The organism is uncultured Dechloromonas sp. (assembly GCF_945957265.1).
In the GTDB taxonomy this organism is placed as follows: Bacteria; Pseudomonadota; Gammaproteobacteria; order Burkholderiales; family Rhodocyclaceae; genus Azonexus.
Map to the genome: position 1 here is coordinate 1 of NZ_CAMFKO010000040.1, position 15,443 is coordinate 15,443.

A 15,443-nucleotide genomic window follows, 5' to 3' on the forward strand; every position below is an offset into this window, starting at 1 on the left:
GAGATCAGCCTCGGTCTCGTGGGCTCGGAGATGTGTATAAGAGACAGCTCCCAGACCGGCGCACCGTTCTGCAAGGCGAGCGCGACCAACTTGCCGCCGGGGTAGCCGACGAACAGGTAGCGATCGGCAAATACCGGCGACCCGGCGCTACGCACGGAGAGCGGCGGGGTTGCCCGCTGGTAGGCCCACTTGCGGCCACCGTCGAGCGGGTCGAACAGGAACACCTGGTTGTCGCCGCTCTTCACAGCCACGCCCTCGTCGCCGACGACCGGGGCGGCAAGAATTTCGCTCGATGCCCTGGCTTTCCAGACGGCCTTGCCGTCGTCGGCGGAAAAGGCCAGGATTTCGCCCTTCGGGGTGCCGACCACGACCAGCTTACCATTGGCGCCTACGCCCGCCGACAACTCCTGCCCGGCGTCGATCTTCCAGACGACCTTGCCGTCCTCGATCCGGCTGATCGTTCCCTTGGCGCTGGCGGCATACACCGCGCCCTCGACGACTGCCGGCGTAAAGACATAGTCCCCGGCCTTTCCGACATTGGCCGACCACGCCATGCGGACGTCCGCCGTCGTCTTGATCGGAGACAAGGCCGGCATCTTGGGCGCCGAACTGGAAAACGGGTTGATCGCATCCAGACCGTCGGAAATGGTCGCACAGCCACCCAGCGACAGGCCGGCCGCGGCGAGCAGGAGAATCAGGCGGCGCGACATCAGGCGGCCTCGCCCAGGCTGTCGAGTTTCTGCTGCAGCAGTTCGCGACCCGCCGATTGCTTGTCGGCCATCTTCTCCAATGCCGACTTGTAGGCGGCGCGCGCCTCGGCCTTCTTGCCCTGAGCCGTGAGCACATCGCCCTTCAGCTCCAGGAAGCGCGTATCGAATGCCGCCGCATGGCTGGATTCCAGCTGCTTCAAGGCTTCGTCGTAGGCCTGCTCGTCCAGCTGGACGACCGCCAGACGCAAACGGGCCAGGTCGCGGATTTCGTTCTTGCCGTTTTCGGCAACCCAGGCGAGCTGGGTCTTGGCGGTTTTCAGGTCGCCGGCATCGAAGGATTGCTTGGCGGCGAGCATCGCGCCCAGCGAGGCATAGGTGGTGCGGCCGAACTTCTCGGCCAGTTCGCCTGCCGCCGCCTTGACCTTCTGGGCATCGCCGACGCCGGCGGCTTGCTCGAGCACGCCATAGACCGCCGCCGCCTTGGCCGACTGCCCGCCCTGGTACCAGTTCCACCCCTGCCAGCCGACGACGGCCAGCGAAGCGGCCATGACCACCCCGGTGACGAGGTTGCCATACATCTTCCACCAGGTTTTCAGGGTGTCGATCTGTTCCTGTTCTTCGAGGTCGTAATGCGCCATGCTGCTTATTCCTCTTCGTCCGAATCAATCAGTTGGCCGATGATGGCTTCGGCCAGCTCATCGACTTTCAGTTTACGTTGCTCCACGCCTTCTTCGCGCAGGGATTTCAGTTGCGCCTCGCCATTGACCGCCTCGTCGTCGCCAATGACGACCGCGAAGGTGGCGCCGCTGGCGTCGGCCTTCTTCATCTGCGACTTGAAGGAACCGCCGCCGCAGTGCAGCAGCACGTTGATGCCCTGGTCGCGCAGGCCTTCGGCGACGCGGAAAGCCAGGCGCGCAGCTGCATCGCCCTGATGCACGAGATAGACATCCGGCGCCGGGGCAGCCGGTTCGCCGCCCGATTCCCGGATCAGCGCGATCAGGCGCTCGACGCCCATGGCGAAACCGCAGGCCGGGGTCGATTTGCCGCCCAGCTGTTCGACCAGGCCGTCGTAGCGCCCGCCGGCGCAGACCGTGCCTTGGGCGCCGAGCTTGTCGGTGACCCATTCGAAAACGGTCAGGTTGTAGTAATCGAGGCCGCGCACCAGGCGCGGGTTGATCGTGAACGGCACGCCGGCGTCGCGCAGCACGCGCTGCACGCCCTCGAAGTGGGCGAGCGAGGCTTCGCCGAGATAGTCGATCAGCTTCGGCGCGGCAGCGCACATGTCCTGCAGCGCCGGGTTCTTGGTGTCGAGGATGCGCAGCGGGTTGGTGTACAGGCGACGCTTGGCATCCTCGTCGAGAATCTCGGCATGCTCCTCGAAATAGGCGATCAACGCGGCGCGGTGCTGGGCGCGCTCCTCGGGCTGGCCGAGGCTGTTGATCTGCAGTTCGATGCCGTCGAGGCCGAGGTCGCCCCACAGGCGGGCGCCCATCAGGATCATTTCGGCATCGATGTCCGGCCCGGCGAAGCCGATGGACTCCACGCCGACCTGGTGGAACTGGCGGTAGCGTCCCTTCTGCGGACGTTCGTGGCGGAACATCTGGCCGATGTAGTACAGCCGGCGTGGAATCTGGTTGGCCAGGCCGTGCTGGATGACGGCGCGCACGCAACCGGCCGTGCCTTCCGGGCGCAAGGTCAGCTGCTCGCCGTTCAGGCTGTCCTCGAAGGAATACATTTCCTTCTCGACGATGTCGGTCACTTCGCCGATGGCGCGCTTGAACAGCGGCGTCGGCTCGACGATGGGCATGCGGATCGGACGGTAGCCATAGCCCTTCAGCCAGGCGCGGATGGTGTCTTCGAACAGTTCCCAGAATTCGGCTTCGTCCGGCAGGATATCGTTCATCCCGCGCACGGACTGGAGAGTCTGACTCATGCTTGCAGTTTCTTCTTGTAGGTGCGCTGGACGTAGCGCTCGATGATGTCCTTGAATTCGGCGGCGATGTTGTCGCCCTTCAGCGTGACGGTCTTCTGGCCGTCCTCGTAAACAGGGGCCGACGGGGCTTCGCCGGTGCCCGGCAGCGAGATGCCGATGTTGGCGTGCTTCGATTCGCCCGGGCCGTTGACGATGCAGCCCATGACGGCCAGCGTCATGTTCTCGGCACCGTCGTAGTGCAGCTTCCACTCCGGCATCTTGGCGCGGACGAAATCCTGCACCTCGCCGGCCAGTTCCTGGAAGAAGGTCGAGGTCGTCCGGCCGCAACCGGGACAGGCCGCGACCATCGGCGTGAAGGCGCGCAGGCCCATGGTCTGCAGGATTTCCTGGGCGACGATGACTTCCTGCGAACGCGAGCCGCCCGGTTCCGGCGTCAGCGACACGCGGATGGTGTCGCCGATGCCTTCCTGCAGCAGCACGGACAGCGCGGCCGTCGACGCGACGATGCCCTTGGAGCCCATGCCGGCCTCGGTCAGGCCGAGGTGCAGCGCGTAGTCGGCGCGCTTCGCCAGTTCGCGATAGATGGCGATCAGGTCCTGCACGCTGGAAACCTTGCACGACAGGATGATCTTTTCGCCGGCCAGGCCGACTTCCTCGGCCTTGGCCGCCGATTCGAGCGCCGAGGTGACCATCGCGTGGCGCATCATTTCGGTGGCGTCGAGCGGTTCGCTGCGCTTGCTGTTCTCGTCCATGATGCGGGCCAGCAATTCCTGGTCGAGGCTACCCCAGTTCACGCCGATGCGCACCGGCTTGTCGTACTTGCAGGCCAGCTCGACCATCTGGGCGAACTGCTCGTCCTTCTTCTTGCCGAAGCCGACGTTGCCGGGGTTGATCCGGTACTTGGCCAGCGCCTCGGCGCAGGCCGGATGCTCGGTGAGCAGGCGATGGCCGTTGTAGTGGAAGTCGCCGATCAGCGGCACGTTGCAGTTCATCTTGTCGAGATGATCGCGGATCTTCGGCACGGCGGCGGCCGCTTCCAGCGTATTGACCGTGATGCGCACCAGCTCCGAGCCGGCGCGCGCCAGTTCGGCGCACTGGATGGCGGTGGCCAGGTAATCGGCGGTATCGGTATTGGTCATCGACTGGACGACGACCGGCGAAGAGCCGCCGATGCCGACGTGCGCAATACGGGTGGCCCGGGTCAGGCGCTTGCTAACGGCACTCACGGATTACTCCAGAACCAGGCGGGCGACATCGCCCTTGGTGTGCGGCGCCAGGTCGACCGGCTGACCGCGCCAGAACAGGCGAACCCCCGGCGCATAGCCGACGGTCAGCGACAACGGGCCCTGGCCGGAAACGGCCTGCTCGGCACCCGCGCTCAGGCGCTGCGAGAAGACGACCTTGTTGTCGCGATCGCGCACTTCGATCCAGGATTCCTTGTCGAAAAGGAAACGCAGCTGCGGTGCCACGGCGGCCGCGGCAGGTGCCGGTGCCGCCTCCTGGCCTGCTCCGCCCTGGGCCGCAGGGGCCGTCGGCGTTTCGGCAGGCGCCAGGACTTGCGGATACATGACCTGCTGCTGCGTCGCCCCCGGCGGGAATACCGGTTCGTTCGCGGCAGCCGGCTGCGACGAGGTCGCGGCCGGCGCTGCGACCTGTTCCGCAGCCTCCTTGCGGGCGAAGGAGTCGAGCAGGGATTGCACCGTCGAGCGCAAGGCCGAGAGGTCGGCCGGCATCAAGGTATAGGCCAGAGCAGCCAGAACGACCAGGCCAACGCCGAGCAGCACGAACTGCCGGTCGCGACGGGAGACGCCCGAGCCGCCGGAGTCCGGCATCGGTGCCGGGCCGGTATCCTGCATGCCGAGATTGCTGACCGGTTTTTCCAGCGTCCGGTCGAGCTGCGCCATCATCGGTGCCGGGTCGAGCTGCATCAGTCGCGCATAGTTGCGCACGAAGCCCCTGATGAAGGTATGCCCCGGAAGCCCGTTCCAGTCGCCGCTTTCAAGCGCCTCGACCTGGCGCGGCCCCAGCTTGAGCGTCTGCGAGATATCGCCGATCTGCAGACCGCGCGCTTCGCGAGCCAGACGCAACTGTTCTCCAACCGGCGTTTCCGTCACGACGACGGGTGCTGCATCGTTCATCGATTCCTGACCACTGACCTGCTCGTTCATTCAAAATTACCCTTCAGGAACTCCTGATACTCCGCCGAAGACGGATAGCGACTGCGGAGCTGCGAAGCGAAACTGCCTTCCGCCACGCGGTTGCCCAGCTTGCGCTCGATGCGCAGCCCCAGCCAGAGCGCCTCGGCGCTCGGCGGCTCCATCATCTTCAAGGCGTCGTTCAAATAGATGCGCGACTCTTCGAGAATGCCGCGACGATAAAACACCCGGGACAACTCGTATCGCGCCTGCATCGCACCGTCGCGGGACATCTGCAGGGCCTTGAGCAGGTAGTTTTGCGCCCCGTCGAGGTCGCCAGCCTTCAGGGCGCAGGAACCCGCGTTGGTGTAGGCGCGATCCGGCGTTTCATACAGCGGGCTCTTCAGCGCGTTCAGGAAGTAGGCGATGGACTGGCGCTCCTTTCCGGTTTCGCAGAGATACCAGCCATAGTTGTTGTTCACTTCCGGATCGTTCGGCGCCATGTCGAGCGCCCGCCGGAAATCGCTTTCGGCCTTGTCGTTTTCCTTCAGCGCCGTGCGCACCAGCCCGCGGATGCTGTAAGCCTGGTAATAGCTCGAATCGGCATTCAGCGCGATCTGCAGCTCATCGAGGGCGACCGCGTAGCTGCCGGCCTGGAAGTACATGGCGGCAAGCTCGGTATGTATCCTGGCGCGATTGCGCGGATCGGTATTCTTCTGCTCCTGGCCCCCCGGGTTGTTGAACTGGTATTGCTGGGCATGCACCGGAAGGACGCCGAGGATGGCCAGCCCGAGGCCGAGCACCCAGGGTTTCAGGGATTGAATAATCACGATCTAGTCTCCACCAGGGGAATCACGCGTCCGGAAGTACGTTTGGTCTTGTCCTTGACCTGCCCGGCCAGCTGGCCGCAGGCGGCGTCGATGTCGTCGCCGCGCGTCCTGCGCGTCGTGGTGACGATGCCGGCCTGGATCAGGACATCGGCGAAGCGGCGCACCCGATCCGCCGGCGAGCGCCTGAACGGCGAGCCCGGGAAGGGGTTGAAGGGAATCAGGTTGAACTTGCACGGCACGTTCCTGACCAGCGCCAGCAGTTCGCGGGCATGGCCTTCGGAATCGTTGATGCCGTCGATCATCGTGTATTCGAAGGTAATGAAGTCGCGCGGCGCCTTTTCCAGGTAACGCTGGCAGGCGGCCATCAGCTCCTTCAACGGGTATTTCTGGTTGATCGGCACCAGTTCGTCGCGCAGCTTGTCGTTCGGCGCATGCAGCGACACCGCGAGGGCCACCGGGCATTCCTCGCGCAGGCGGTCCATGACCGGGACCAGGCCGGAAGTGGACACCGTGACGCGACGGCGCGACAGGCCGTAGGCGTGGTCGTCGAGCATCAGCTTCAGCGCGGCGACGGTATTGTCGAAGTTGGCGAGCGGTTCGCCCATGCCCATCATGACGACGTTGGAGATCACCCGCTCGTCGCCGTGCACCGCGCCCAGCGCGTTGTTGGCCTGCCACAGCTGGCCGATGATTTCGGCCACCGTCAGGTTGCGGTTGAAACCCTGCTTGCCGGTCGAGCAGAAGGCGCAGTCGAGCGCGCAGCCGGCTTGCGTGGAAATGCACAGGGTGCCGCGGTCGTCTTCGGGAATGAACACCGTTTCGACGGCGTTGCCGTTGCCGACATCGATCAGGAACTTGCGCGTGCCGTCGTCCGACAGCTTGTCGGAAACCACGGTCGGCGGGGCCACGACCGCCCTCGCCTTGAGCTTTTCACGCAGGCTCTTGGCGATGTCGGTCATGGCATCGAAGTCCGCCACGCCGGAACGATGCATCCAGCGCAACACCTGCTTCGCGCGGAAGGGCTTCTCGCCCTGCTCGGCGAACCAGGCGGTCAGGCCATCGGCATCGAAATCCAGCAGATTGACGGTCATCGGATACAACTTCAGCCTGGAATTAACGGCCGGAATAGGTGTTCATGCCCGGGAAGAAGAAGGCAACTTCCACGGCAGCGGTTTCCGGAGCGTCGGAACCATGGACGGCGTTGGCGTCGATGGATTCGGCGAAGTCGGCGCGGATGGTGCCCTTGTCAGCCTTCTTCGGATCGGTGGCGCCCATCAGTTCGCGGTTCTTGGCGATGGCGTTCTCGCCTTCCAGGGCCTGGATCATGACCGGGCCGGAGGTCATGAAGGAGACCAGGTCCTTGAAGAAGGGACGCTCTTTGTGCACGGCGTAGAACTGGCCGGCTTCCTGCTCGGACAGCCAGGTCATGCGGGCGGCGATGACCTTCAGGCCGGCGCCTTCGAAACGGGAATAGATCTGGCCGATGACGTTCTTCTTGACGGCGTCCGGCTTGATGATGGAAAGGGTGCGTTCGATAGCCATGGGTTTGCTCCGAGAAAGCTAGTCAGTTGAAAAACGGATCATTTTAGCAGACTCGGCGCCCAAGCGCCCGCCTCACCGCCCAGCCTGCTTTTCGACCGCCGCCGCGGTCAACGGTTCGCGCAACCAGGCAAAATTGCGGGGGGCGACATACTGCAGCAGTTCCTTGCCATCGGCATCGACGATGACGTCCAGCCCCTTGTCGGGATAGAGCAGGTGCACCCGCTTGTCCGACACGGCCAGGCGCTCGCCGGGCTGACCGAAGCGCTGGACGACCGTGGCCTCGTCGAGATTGACCGTGGGAATGACGCTGATGGCCCTGATCGGCATGGCATCGACGGCGAGCAGATCGTCCGGATGCAGGGTGATCTTGCGGGTCGTGCTTTCCATGTGCTTGGCCTTCAATGCCCGCTCGCGCAAGGCAATGACGGCCTGCTCCGTCGCCTCCAGGGTGATGATCGCGCGAGCCAGCACGAAACCGAGCGAAACCTGGGCATAGTAAGCCTCCAGCGCTCCCGCCTCGTTCGGCTCGGCAATGATGGCCACGTCGAGCTCGCTCCCCAGTTTTTGCCTGACCTCGCCCAGGGTGCTGACGCCGGGACGAAGACCGAATACCGTACTCCCGCCCTGACCGTCGAGCTGTATCTGCCAGGGCAGATTGCTGTTCGGGTCCACGCCCTCCTGCTTGGCCACGCCGGGGATCAGGAAAGGGATGACCAGGGCGGCAAGGACGAGGGCGATCAGCGACAGGGCGAATTTCATGGAAGGGCACGCTCAGGGAGGGTCGCCGATTGTGCCACAGTCCCACCCAGCAAAAAGCCCCGGACGAATCCGGGGCTTTGGCAAGGGCTCGAAGCGCGCAGGCTTAGAGCATGCCCAGCTGCCGCGGCAGCCACAACGACAGGCCCGGCCAGTAGGTAACCACCACCAGGAAACCCAGCATCGAGAGCAGCCACGGCCAGACGGCGACGGTGAGTTCCGTGATGCCCATCTTGGTGATGCCGGACGCCACGTACAGGTTGAGACCGACCGGCGGGTGGCACATGCCGACCTCCATGTTCACCACCATCAGGATGCCGAAGTGCACCGGATGGATGCCCAGCGCAACCGCCACCGGGAACAGGATGGGGGCGAAGATCAGCACGATCGACGACGGCTCCATGAAGTTGCCGGCCAGCAGCAGGATGACGTTGACCGCGAGCAGGAAGGTGATCACCCCCAGGCCGTTGCCCAGCATCCAGTCGGCCAGCGCCTGCGGGATGTTCTCGTTGGTCATGATGAACGAGAACAGCACGGCGTTGGTGATGATGTAGAGCAGCATCGCCGACATGTTGGCCGAGTTCAGCAGCACCTTCGGCACATCCTTGAGGCTCATGTCGCGGTAGATGAACACCGCGCAGATGAAGGCATAGACCGCGGACATCGCAGCCGCTTCGGTCGGCGTGAAGATACCCGAGTAGATGCCGCCCATCACCACCACGATCAGCAGCAGGCCCCAGACCGAGGCGCGGAAGGACTTCCAGCGCTCGCCCCAGGTCGCCTTCGGCTGGCGCGGGTAGTTGAACTTGCGGGCGCGGTACCAGGTGACGCCGCCGAGCACGCCGGCCAGCGCCAATCCGGGGATGACGCCGGCCATGAACAGGGCGCCGACCGAGGTATTGGTCGCCACCGAGTACATGACCATGACGATGGACGGCGGGATCAGGATACCCAGCGCACCCGACGTGGCGATGACGCCGGCGCCGAACTTGTTCGGGAATCCGGCCTTGACCATGGCGGGCAGCAGGATGGAACCGATGGCGACGACGGTGGCCGGGCTGGAACCCGACACCGCGGCGAACAGCGCGCAAGCCAGCACGCCGGCCAGGCCGAGGCCGCCATACCAGTGACCGACCATCGACGTGGCGAAGTTGATCATCCGTTTCGCCACCCCGCCGTGGGTCAGGAAATTACCGGCCAGGATGAAGAACGGAATGGCCATGATCTCGAACTTCTCGATCCCCGTGAACAGCTTGAGGGCCACCGATTCGAGCGGCACTTGGGTCATGGTGAACAGGAAGGTCAACACGGTCAGGCCGAGCGAAATCGAGATCGGCATGCCGGTCAGCATGAGAATGGCCAGCAGACCGAAAATTACCAGGGCGTTCATTGCTGATCTCCTTGCTTGTCGGATGCCTGACGGCGCTCGGCGCCGCCACGACGCTCATCGGCGGCAGGACGGGTATCGACGCGACGCTCGCCCCCCGCGCGGCGTTCGCCGACCATGGTGTGCTTCATGTCCTTCATGTGCAGGTTGTCATCCATGCCGTAGGGGTCGAAGTCGACCGGCGGCACCTCATCCTCGAGGCCATCGACATGACCGTGATCGTGATGCGGCAGTTCGCCCGTTTTCAGGAAGCTCCACGCCACCTGCAGGAAACGGAAGCACATCAGCGAAGAACCCAGCGGAATGGCGCTGTAGACGATCCAGGTCGGCCATTCGAGGTCGGGCGTCGTCGGTCCTTCGTAGATATCCTCAGCCTGGATGCCGAAGGTATTGAAAAATGCGTAGTGCGCCCCGTTTTCCCAGACGAAATGCGCGCCCAGCGTGGCGACGATGCCGGTGAACAGCGCGCCGGCGAGCAGGCCGAACAGGATGAACTTGCGGCGCATGCCGTCATCCAGGCGGTTGATCAGGACGTCGACGCCGACGTGGATGCCCGTGCGCACGCCATAGGCAGCGCCGAATTTTGCCATCCAGACGAACATGATGATGCAGAGCTCCTGTGCCCAGCTGAAATTCAAGGTCAGCAGCCAGTCCTGCAGGCCGGGAATATCGACCCCGGCCAAATAGCGGTGCGCCACCGAAATGAAGATGATCAGCGTGGCCGCGCCCATCAGGAACGTGACCAGCAGCTCTTCGAGGTGATTGAGCGCCTTGTTTAACATGGTGTATTACCCCCGTTTGTAAATCGGGGGCTTTCGCCCCCGACCGTGACTCCCTTGAGACTTACAGGCTATCCGGCTTGAAGCCGATGTCCTTGTATACCGCCTGGATCACTTCCTTGCCGACGCGGCCTTCCATCTTCTGGTGGACCGGAACCATGGCCTTCTTGAAAGCCAGGCGCTCTTCCTTGGTCGGCACGTAAACCGTGGTCTTGCCGCTCTTTTTCACGGCCTCGAGCGAGGCGTCGTTTTCGACCTTGGCGATCTGGTTGGCGTAGCGGGTCGCCTGCTCCATTGCGTCATCCAGCTGCTTGCGGATATCGGCCGGCAGACCGTCCCAGAACTTCTTGTTGACGATGACCGCATAGCCCAGATAACCGTGCTCGGTCAGGGTCAGGTGCTTCTGCACTTCGTGCATTTTCTGGGTATAAAGATTGGAAATCGGGTTCTCGGTGCCATCGACAACGCCGGTCTGCAGGGCCTGATAGACTTCGGAGAAGGCCATGACCTGCGGCATGCCGCCGACGGAGCGGATCTCCTCCTCAAGCACCTTGGACGACTGGATGCGCAGCTTCTTGCCCTTCAGGTCGGCCGGCGACTTGATCGGGGAGTTCAGCGAAAAGGACTTGAACCCGTTGTCCCAGTAAGCCAGACCGCGGATGCCCTTGGGCTCCAGCTTGGTCAGCAGCTGCTTGCCGACCGGCCCGTTGGTCACCTTGCGCAGGTCGTCATAGCTGCTGAAGATGAACGGCAGGTCGAAAACCTCGAACTCCTTGACACCCAGCGGGCCGAACTTGGCCAGCGACGGCGCCAGCATCTGGACGGCGCCGAGCTGCAGCGCTTCCATCTCTTCCTTGTCCTTGTACAGCGTCGAGTTGGCATAGACCTCGACCTTGACCTTGCCGCCGGTCAGTTCGCCGGCCTTCTTGGCGAACATCTCGGCAGCCTTGCCCTTGGGCGTATCGGCCGCCACGACGTGGCTGAACTTGATCACGATCGGCTGCTGGGCGTAGGCGCCGAGCGAAGCGGCGCAGAAGAACAGGCCGGCAAGCAGTTTGGAAATCTTCATGTTTTCTCCTCCAGTTAAGCTGTCGCAAATTACGACTAGGTACAAGTATTACGAAAGGAGGAATCGCTGAGTATTGTGGTTATCCACAGCTGACCGGAAACTGACAAGAAGCTAGCAAGCGACGGTCAACAAAAAACCGCCGGACTTGCCGGCGGTTTGCGTTGCGTGCGTTGCGCTCCTAGTGGTGCTCGACGATCGGACGCGGCACGTGGGGAATGATCACATCCGGCGCATCGTCCAGCACCAGCTCCGGGTTGTCGGCCTCGTCGCTCGTCTCGTCGTTGAGGACGGCATTCATGCGATCGACGTCGAGCGCCTTGCACCACTTGGCGACGACCAGGGTCGCCACGCTGTTGCCGATGAAGTTGGTCAGCGCGCGTGCTTCCGACATGAAACGGTCGATGCCGAGGATCAGCGCCAGACCGGCGACCGGCACGGTACCGACGGCCGACAGCGTCGCCGCCAGCACGATGAAGCCGGAACCCGTCACCCCGGCGGCGCCCTTGGAGGTCAGCAGGAGAATGACCAGCAGGGTGATCTGATGCTGCAGGTCGAGCGGGGTATTAGTCGCCTGGGCGATGAACACGGCGGCCATGGTCAGGTAGATCGAGGTGCCATCCAGGTTGAACGAATAGCCGGTCGGCACGACCAGGCCGACCACCGACTTCTGGGCGCCGGCGTTTTCCATCTTGGCCATCAGGCGGGGCAGCGCGGATTCGGAAGAAGAGGTGCCGAGCACCAGGAACAGCTCTTCCTTGATGTACTTGATCAGCTTAAAGATGGAGAAGCCATGCACCTTGGCGATGGTTCCCAGCACGCCGACCACGAAAATCACGCAGGTGAGGTAGAAGGCGCCCATCAGGTTGGCCAGCTGGACCAGGCTGCCCACGCCGTGCTTGCCGATGGTGTAGGCCATGGCGCCGAAGGCACCGATCGGGGCCACCTTCATGATCACGCCGACAATGCCGAACAGCACGTGCGACAGCTTTTCGATCAACTCGAACACCGGCTTGCCGCGCTCGCCGAAGGCATGCATGGCGTAGCCGAAGAGGATGGAGAAGAACAGCACCTGCAGCATGTCGCCCTTGGCAAAGGCATCGACCACGCTGGTCGGGATGATGTTGATCAGGAAATCGGTCGTCGACTGCATCTTGCCCGGGCCGACGTACTTGTCGAGACCCTTGGTGTCGAGCGAGGCGGGATCGACGTTCATGCCGGAGCCCGGGGCCCAGACATTGACCACGATCAGGCCGATGATCAGCGCGATGGTGCTGACCACCTCGAAATACAGAACCGCGTAGCCACCCGTCTTGCCGACTTTCTTCATGTCCTCCATGCCGGCGATGCCGACGACGATGGTGCAGAAGATGATCGGGGCGATGATCATCTTGATCAGCTTGATGAAGGCGTCACCCAGCGGCTTCATGTCGGCGCCGGCCGACGGATAGAAATGCCCGAGCGCCACGCCGAGCGCGATGGCGATCAGGACCTGGACATACAGACTTTTGAAAATACTTTTTTTCACAAGACATCCCCCACGGATTTACAGTGGCGCGGAGTATGAACACACGATCCCCACGTGCCTATTGTGGTGATCCGAATTGTGGAAAATACGGATGGCTCGGGCCGCGGGCGATTGGTATACGATGCGCACGATGACCACCCAGCCCCTGCCCGGCCCCGGCAGCTCCCGACGCCTGCGCCTACTGCTCGCCCTGCCGAAGTTCGGCATCGTATTGCTGGTCATCGCCCTGATCGCCCTGCTCTGGCTCCTCCAGCGCAATGAAGTCGAGGAAGAACGAACCGCGCTGATCAAGGACGTGCTGTGGCTCGAGCAGAACCTGCGCTTTCACCTGAACGGCAGCGAGGACCACCTGCAGCAGCTGGCGGTCGACCTGGTCCAGCAGCCCGAACCGGCGCGCACCTTCCGCGTCCGCGCGGCGCACATGCTCAAGAACACCCCGGAAATATCGCAAATACTCTGGCTGGATGGAACGCACCGCGTCATCGACGCGCTGCCCAGCTCGGCATTGCCGGACCAGGAAATCGAGGCCTTCGGCCTGGCCTACACGCGCCAGGCTTTCGATTTGGCCAAACAGCTCGGCAAACCGGCGTACAGCGAACCCTTCTTCGCCGACGGCAAGCGCGCCTTTGTCGAACTGATGATCCCGGTATTCGACGGACGCCGCCTGAAGGGAATGCTGGCCGCCGTCTTTCCGCTGGACACGCTGCTCAGCAGCCAGGTCCCGTGGTGGTTCACGCAGAAATACAAGGTCGTCATCATCGACGACAACGACATCCAGTACGCCGCCAAGACCAGCGTCGAAGGCAACAGCGCCCAGAGCTACGAAATCCCCTTCGACCCGCCGGGGCGCGGCCTGAAACTGCGCGTCACCAGCTACCAGAGCGGCGAAAACCTGCTCCCTCGCGTCCTGTCGACCGCCATCATCCTGCTTGCCGGCGGCGTTTTCTGGAGCCTGTGGCTGGTCCGCGACCTGATGCGCAAGCGAACCCGTGCCGAAGAGGCGCTGCGCGGCGAGCACGCCTTCCGGACGGCCATGGAGGACTCCCTGACCGTCGGCATGCGCGCCCGCGACCTCGGCGGCAAGGTCATCTACGTCAACCCGGCCTTCTGCCGGATGACCGGCTTCGACAGCGACGAACTGGTCGGCACCACGCCGCCGATGCCGTACTGGATTCCCGAGCAGATCGACGAAACCTTCGCCATGCACCAAGCCGTCCTGGCCGGCATGGCCCCGCCCGACGGCTTCGAAATGACCTTCCAGCGCAAGGGCGGGGAGCATTTCCACGCCCTCGTCTACGAAGCCAAGCTGATCGACGGCAACGGCAAGCACACCGGCTGGATGGCCTCGGTGCTCGACGTCACCGAACGCAAGCACGCCGAAGAACTGGCCCGGCAGCAGCAGGCCCAGCTGCAGTTCACCTCCCGCCTCGTCACCATGGGCGAAATGGCCTCTACCCTGGCCCACGAACTCAACCAGCCGCTGGCCGCCATCGCCAGCTACAACACCGGCTGCCTCAATCTCCTGGCGCGCCCGGAATGCGCCATCGACGACATCAAGCCGGCCCTCGAGAAAATCGGCACCCAGGCCCAGCGCGCCGGCAAGATCATCCGGCGGGTGCACGACTTCGTCCGCAAGAGCGAACCCAAGCGCGCGCCCTGCTCGCTGAACGACGTGGTCGACGACTGCCTGGGTTTCATCGAGGCCGACGCCCGCAAGCATCGCATCCGCGTCGAGACCCACATCCCGGACCTGCCGCCCATTCCCGCCGACCGCCTGATGCTGGAACAGGTGCTGCTCAACCTGATGCGCAACGGCATGGAGGCGATGTCCGGCAACGAGGAAGCCGACCGCCTCCTTTCCGTGCGCGTCGAGCGGGGAGAACACGAGCTGTCGGTCTGCGTTGCCGACCAAGGCTGCGGCATCGCCCCCGAAAACCGGGCAAAACTATTCACCGCCTTTTTCACGACCAAACCGGACGGCATGGGCATCGGGCTGTCGATCTGCCGGTCGATCATCGAATTCCACCGCGGCCGGCTGTGGGCCGACGACAACCCCCATTCGCACACCGGGCGCGGTACGATATTCACCTTCACCCTGCCCCTGGAAAGCCCATGAGCCATGCCCCCGCCCACCTGGTAGACGACGACGACGCGATTCGCGACGCACTGGCCTGGCTGCTCAAGTCGCGCGGCCTGCCCAGCATCGGCTACCCGTCGGCCGAGGACTTTCTCGAGCAGTGGACACCGGAGATGGCCGGCTGCGTCGTCCTCGACATGCGCCTGGGCGGCATGACCGGCCTCGATTGCTTCGACCGGCTGTGCGAACGCAATTCGACGCTGCCGGTCATCTTCCTGACCGGCCACGGCGATGTGCCGATGGCCGTGGGCGCGCTCAAGAAGGGGGCTTTCGACTTCTTCGAGAAACCGGTCAACGACAACGATCTCGCCGACCGCATCGAGCAGGCCCTGGCCCTGAACGCCCAGCAACGGGAAGCCACCGCGGCCGTCGACTCCGTCCGCTCGCGGGCGGCGCGCCTGACGACCCGCGAAAAACAGATCATGGAGCTGATCCTGGCCGGCAAGTTCAACAAGGTCATCGCCGACGAACTCAACATCAGCATGCGCACCGTCGAGGTACACCGCGCCAACATCTTCGACAAGATGCAGGTCAAGACCGCCGTCGAGCTGGCCAACCTGCTCAAGGCGGGCGCCTAGCGGCCTGCCCCGCCCGCGGGAAAGGGCGCCGCATCGCCGGACGACTCCCTTCCCCGCCGACC

Annotated in this window: 14 protein-coding genes; 2 read left to right on the forward strand and 12 right to left on the reverse strand. The window is 63.8% G+C overall.

Annotated features, from left to right (window positions below; all coding sequences use genetic code 11):
• Positions 1-709 precede the first annotated feature (709 nt).
• From Q0P59_RS16800 to Q0P59_RS16855, 12 genes are all read right to left on the reverse strand, one after another.
• The gene (locus Q0P59_RS16800; protein ID WP_295008422.1) at positions 710-1,348 is read right to left on the reverse strand and encodes a tetratricopeptide repeat protein; all 639 of its coding nucleotides are present in this window, start codon (positions 1,346-1,348) and stop codon (positions 710-712) included.
• A gap of 5 nt (positions 1,349-1,353) precedes the next feature.
• Positions 1,354-2,643, reverse strand: a complete 1,290-nt coding sequence (gene hisS / locus Q0P59_RS16805) for a histidine--tRNA ligase (RefSeq protein ID WP_295008424.1) — start codon at positions 2,641-2,643, stop codon at positions 1,354-1,356.
• On the reverse strand, positions 2,640-3,869 hold the full coding sequence (gene ispG, locus Q0P59_RS16810; protein WP_295008426.1) for a flavodoxin-dependent (E)-4-hydroxy-3-methylbut-2-enyl-diphosphate synthase: 1,230 nt from the start codon (positions 3,867-3,869) through the stop codon (positions 2,640-2,642). The genes hisS and ispG overlap by 4 nt, the downstream gene beginning before the upstream one ends.
• A 3-nt stretch (positions 3,870-3,872) precedes the next feature.
• Entirely contained in the window at positions 3,873-4,811 is a 939-nt protein-coding gene (locus Q0P59_RS16815) for a helix-turn-helix domain-containing protein (protein WP_295008428.1), read from the reverse strand.
• Positions 4,808-5,608 carry a type IV pilus biogenesis/stability protein PilW gene (gene pilW, locus Q0P59_RS16820; RefSeq protein WP_295008430.1) on the reverse strand — a complete coding sequence of 267 codons (801 nt, stop codon included), beginning with the start codon at positions 5,606-5,608 and terminating at the stop codon, positions 4,808-4,810. Before pilW ends, Q0P59_RS16815 begins: the two co-directional genes overlap by 4 nt.
• Positions 5,605-6,699, reverse strand: a complete 1,095-nt coding sequence (gene rlmN, locus Q0P59_RS16825; RefSeq protein WP_295008432.1) for a 23S rRNA (adenine(2503)-C(2))-methyltransferase RlmN — start codon at positions 6,697-6,699, stop codon at positions 5,605-5,607. The genes pilW and rlmN overlap by 4 nt, the downstream gene beginning before the upstream one ends.
• Positions 6,700-6,721: 22 nt before the next feature.
• Positions 6,722-7,150, reverse strand: coding sequence for a nucleoside-diphosphate kinase (gene ndk / locus Q0P59_RS16830; RefSeq protein WP_150427722.1), 429 nt, complete (start codon positions 7,148-7,150; stop codon positions 6,722-6,724).
• Between the two features lie 72 nt (positions 7,151-7,222).
• Positions 7,223-7,909, reverse strand: coding sequence for a hypothetical protein (locus tag Q0P59_RS16835; protein ID WP_295008435.1), 687 nt, complete (start codon positions 7,907-7,909; stop codon positions 7,223-7,225).
• A gap of 103 nt (positions 7,910-8,012) precedes the next feature.
• A complete protein-coding gene (locus Q0P59_RS16840) occupies positions 8,013-9,296 on the reverse strand; it encodes a TRAP transporter large permease subunit (RefSeq protein WP_295008437.1) in 1,284 nt (427 codons plus the stop codon).
• The gene (locus Q0P59_RS16845; protein ID WP_295008439.1) at positions 9,293-10,075 is read right to left on the reverse strand and encodes a TRAP transporter small permease; all 783 of its coding nucleotides are present in this window, start codon (positions 10,073-10,075) and stop codon (positions 9,293-9,295) included. The genes Q0P59_RS16840 and Q0P59_RS16845 overlap by 4 nt, the downstream gene beginning before the upstream one ends.
• A gap of 61 nt (positions 10,076-10,136) precedes the next feature.
• Positions 10,137-11,141 carry a TRAP transporter substrate-binding protein gene (locus Q0P59_RS16850; protein ID WP_295008441.1) on the reverse strand — a complete coding sequence of 335 codons (1,005 nt, stop codon included), beginning with the start codon at positions 11,139-11,141 and terminating at the stop codon, positions 10,137-10,139.
• A gap of 178 nt (positions 11,142-11,319) precedes the next feature.
• A complete protein-coding gene (locus Q0P59_RS16855) occupies positions 11,320-12,666 on the reverse strand; it encodes a dicarboxylate/amino acid:cation symporter (protein ID WP_295008443.1) in 1,347 nt (448 codons plus the stop codon).
• A gap of 130 nt (positions 12,667-12,796) precedes the next feature.
• Between Q0P59_RS16855 and Q0P59_RS16860 the strand changes: the two genes are divergently transcribed.
• Together Q0P59_RS16860 and Q0P59_RS16865 are read left to right on the forward strand one after the other, a co-directional pair.
• Positions 12,797-14,782, forward strand: a complete 1,986-nt coding sequence (locus Q0P59_RS16860; protein WP_295008445.1) for a PAS domain-containing sensor histidine kinase — start codon at positions 12,797-12,799, stop codon at positions 14,780-14,782.
• Positions 14,779-15,381 carry a response regulator gene (locus Q0P59_RS16865; protein ID WP_295008447.1) on the forward strand — a complete coding sequence of 201 codons (603 nt, stop codon included), beginning with the start codon at positions 14,779-14,781 and terminating at the stop codon, positions 15,379-15,381. Before Q0P59_RS16860 ends, Q0P59_RS16865 begins: the two co-directional genes overlap by 4 nt.
• Positions 15,382-15,443 lie beyond the last annotated feature (62 nt).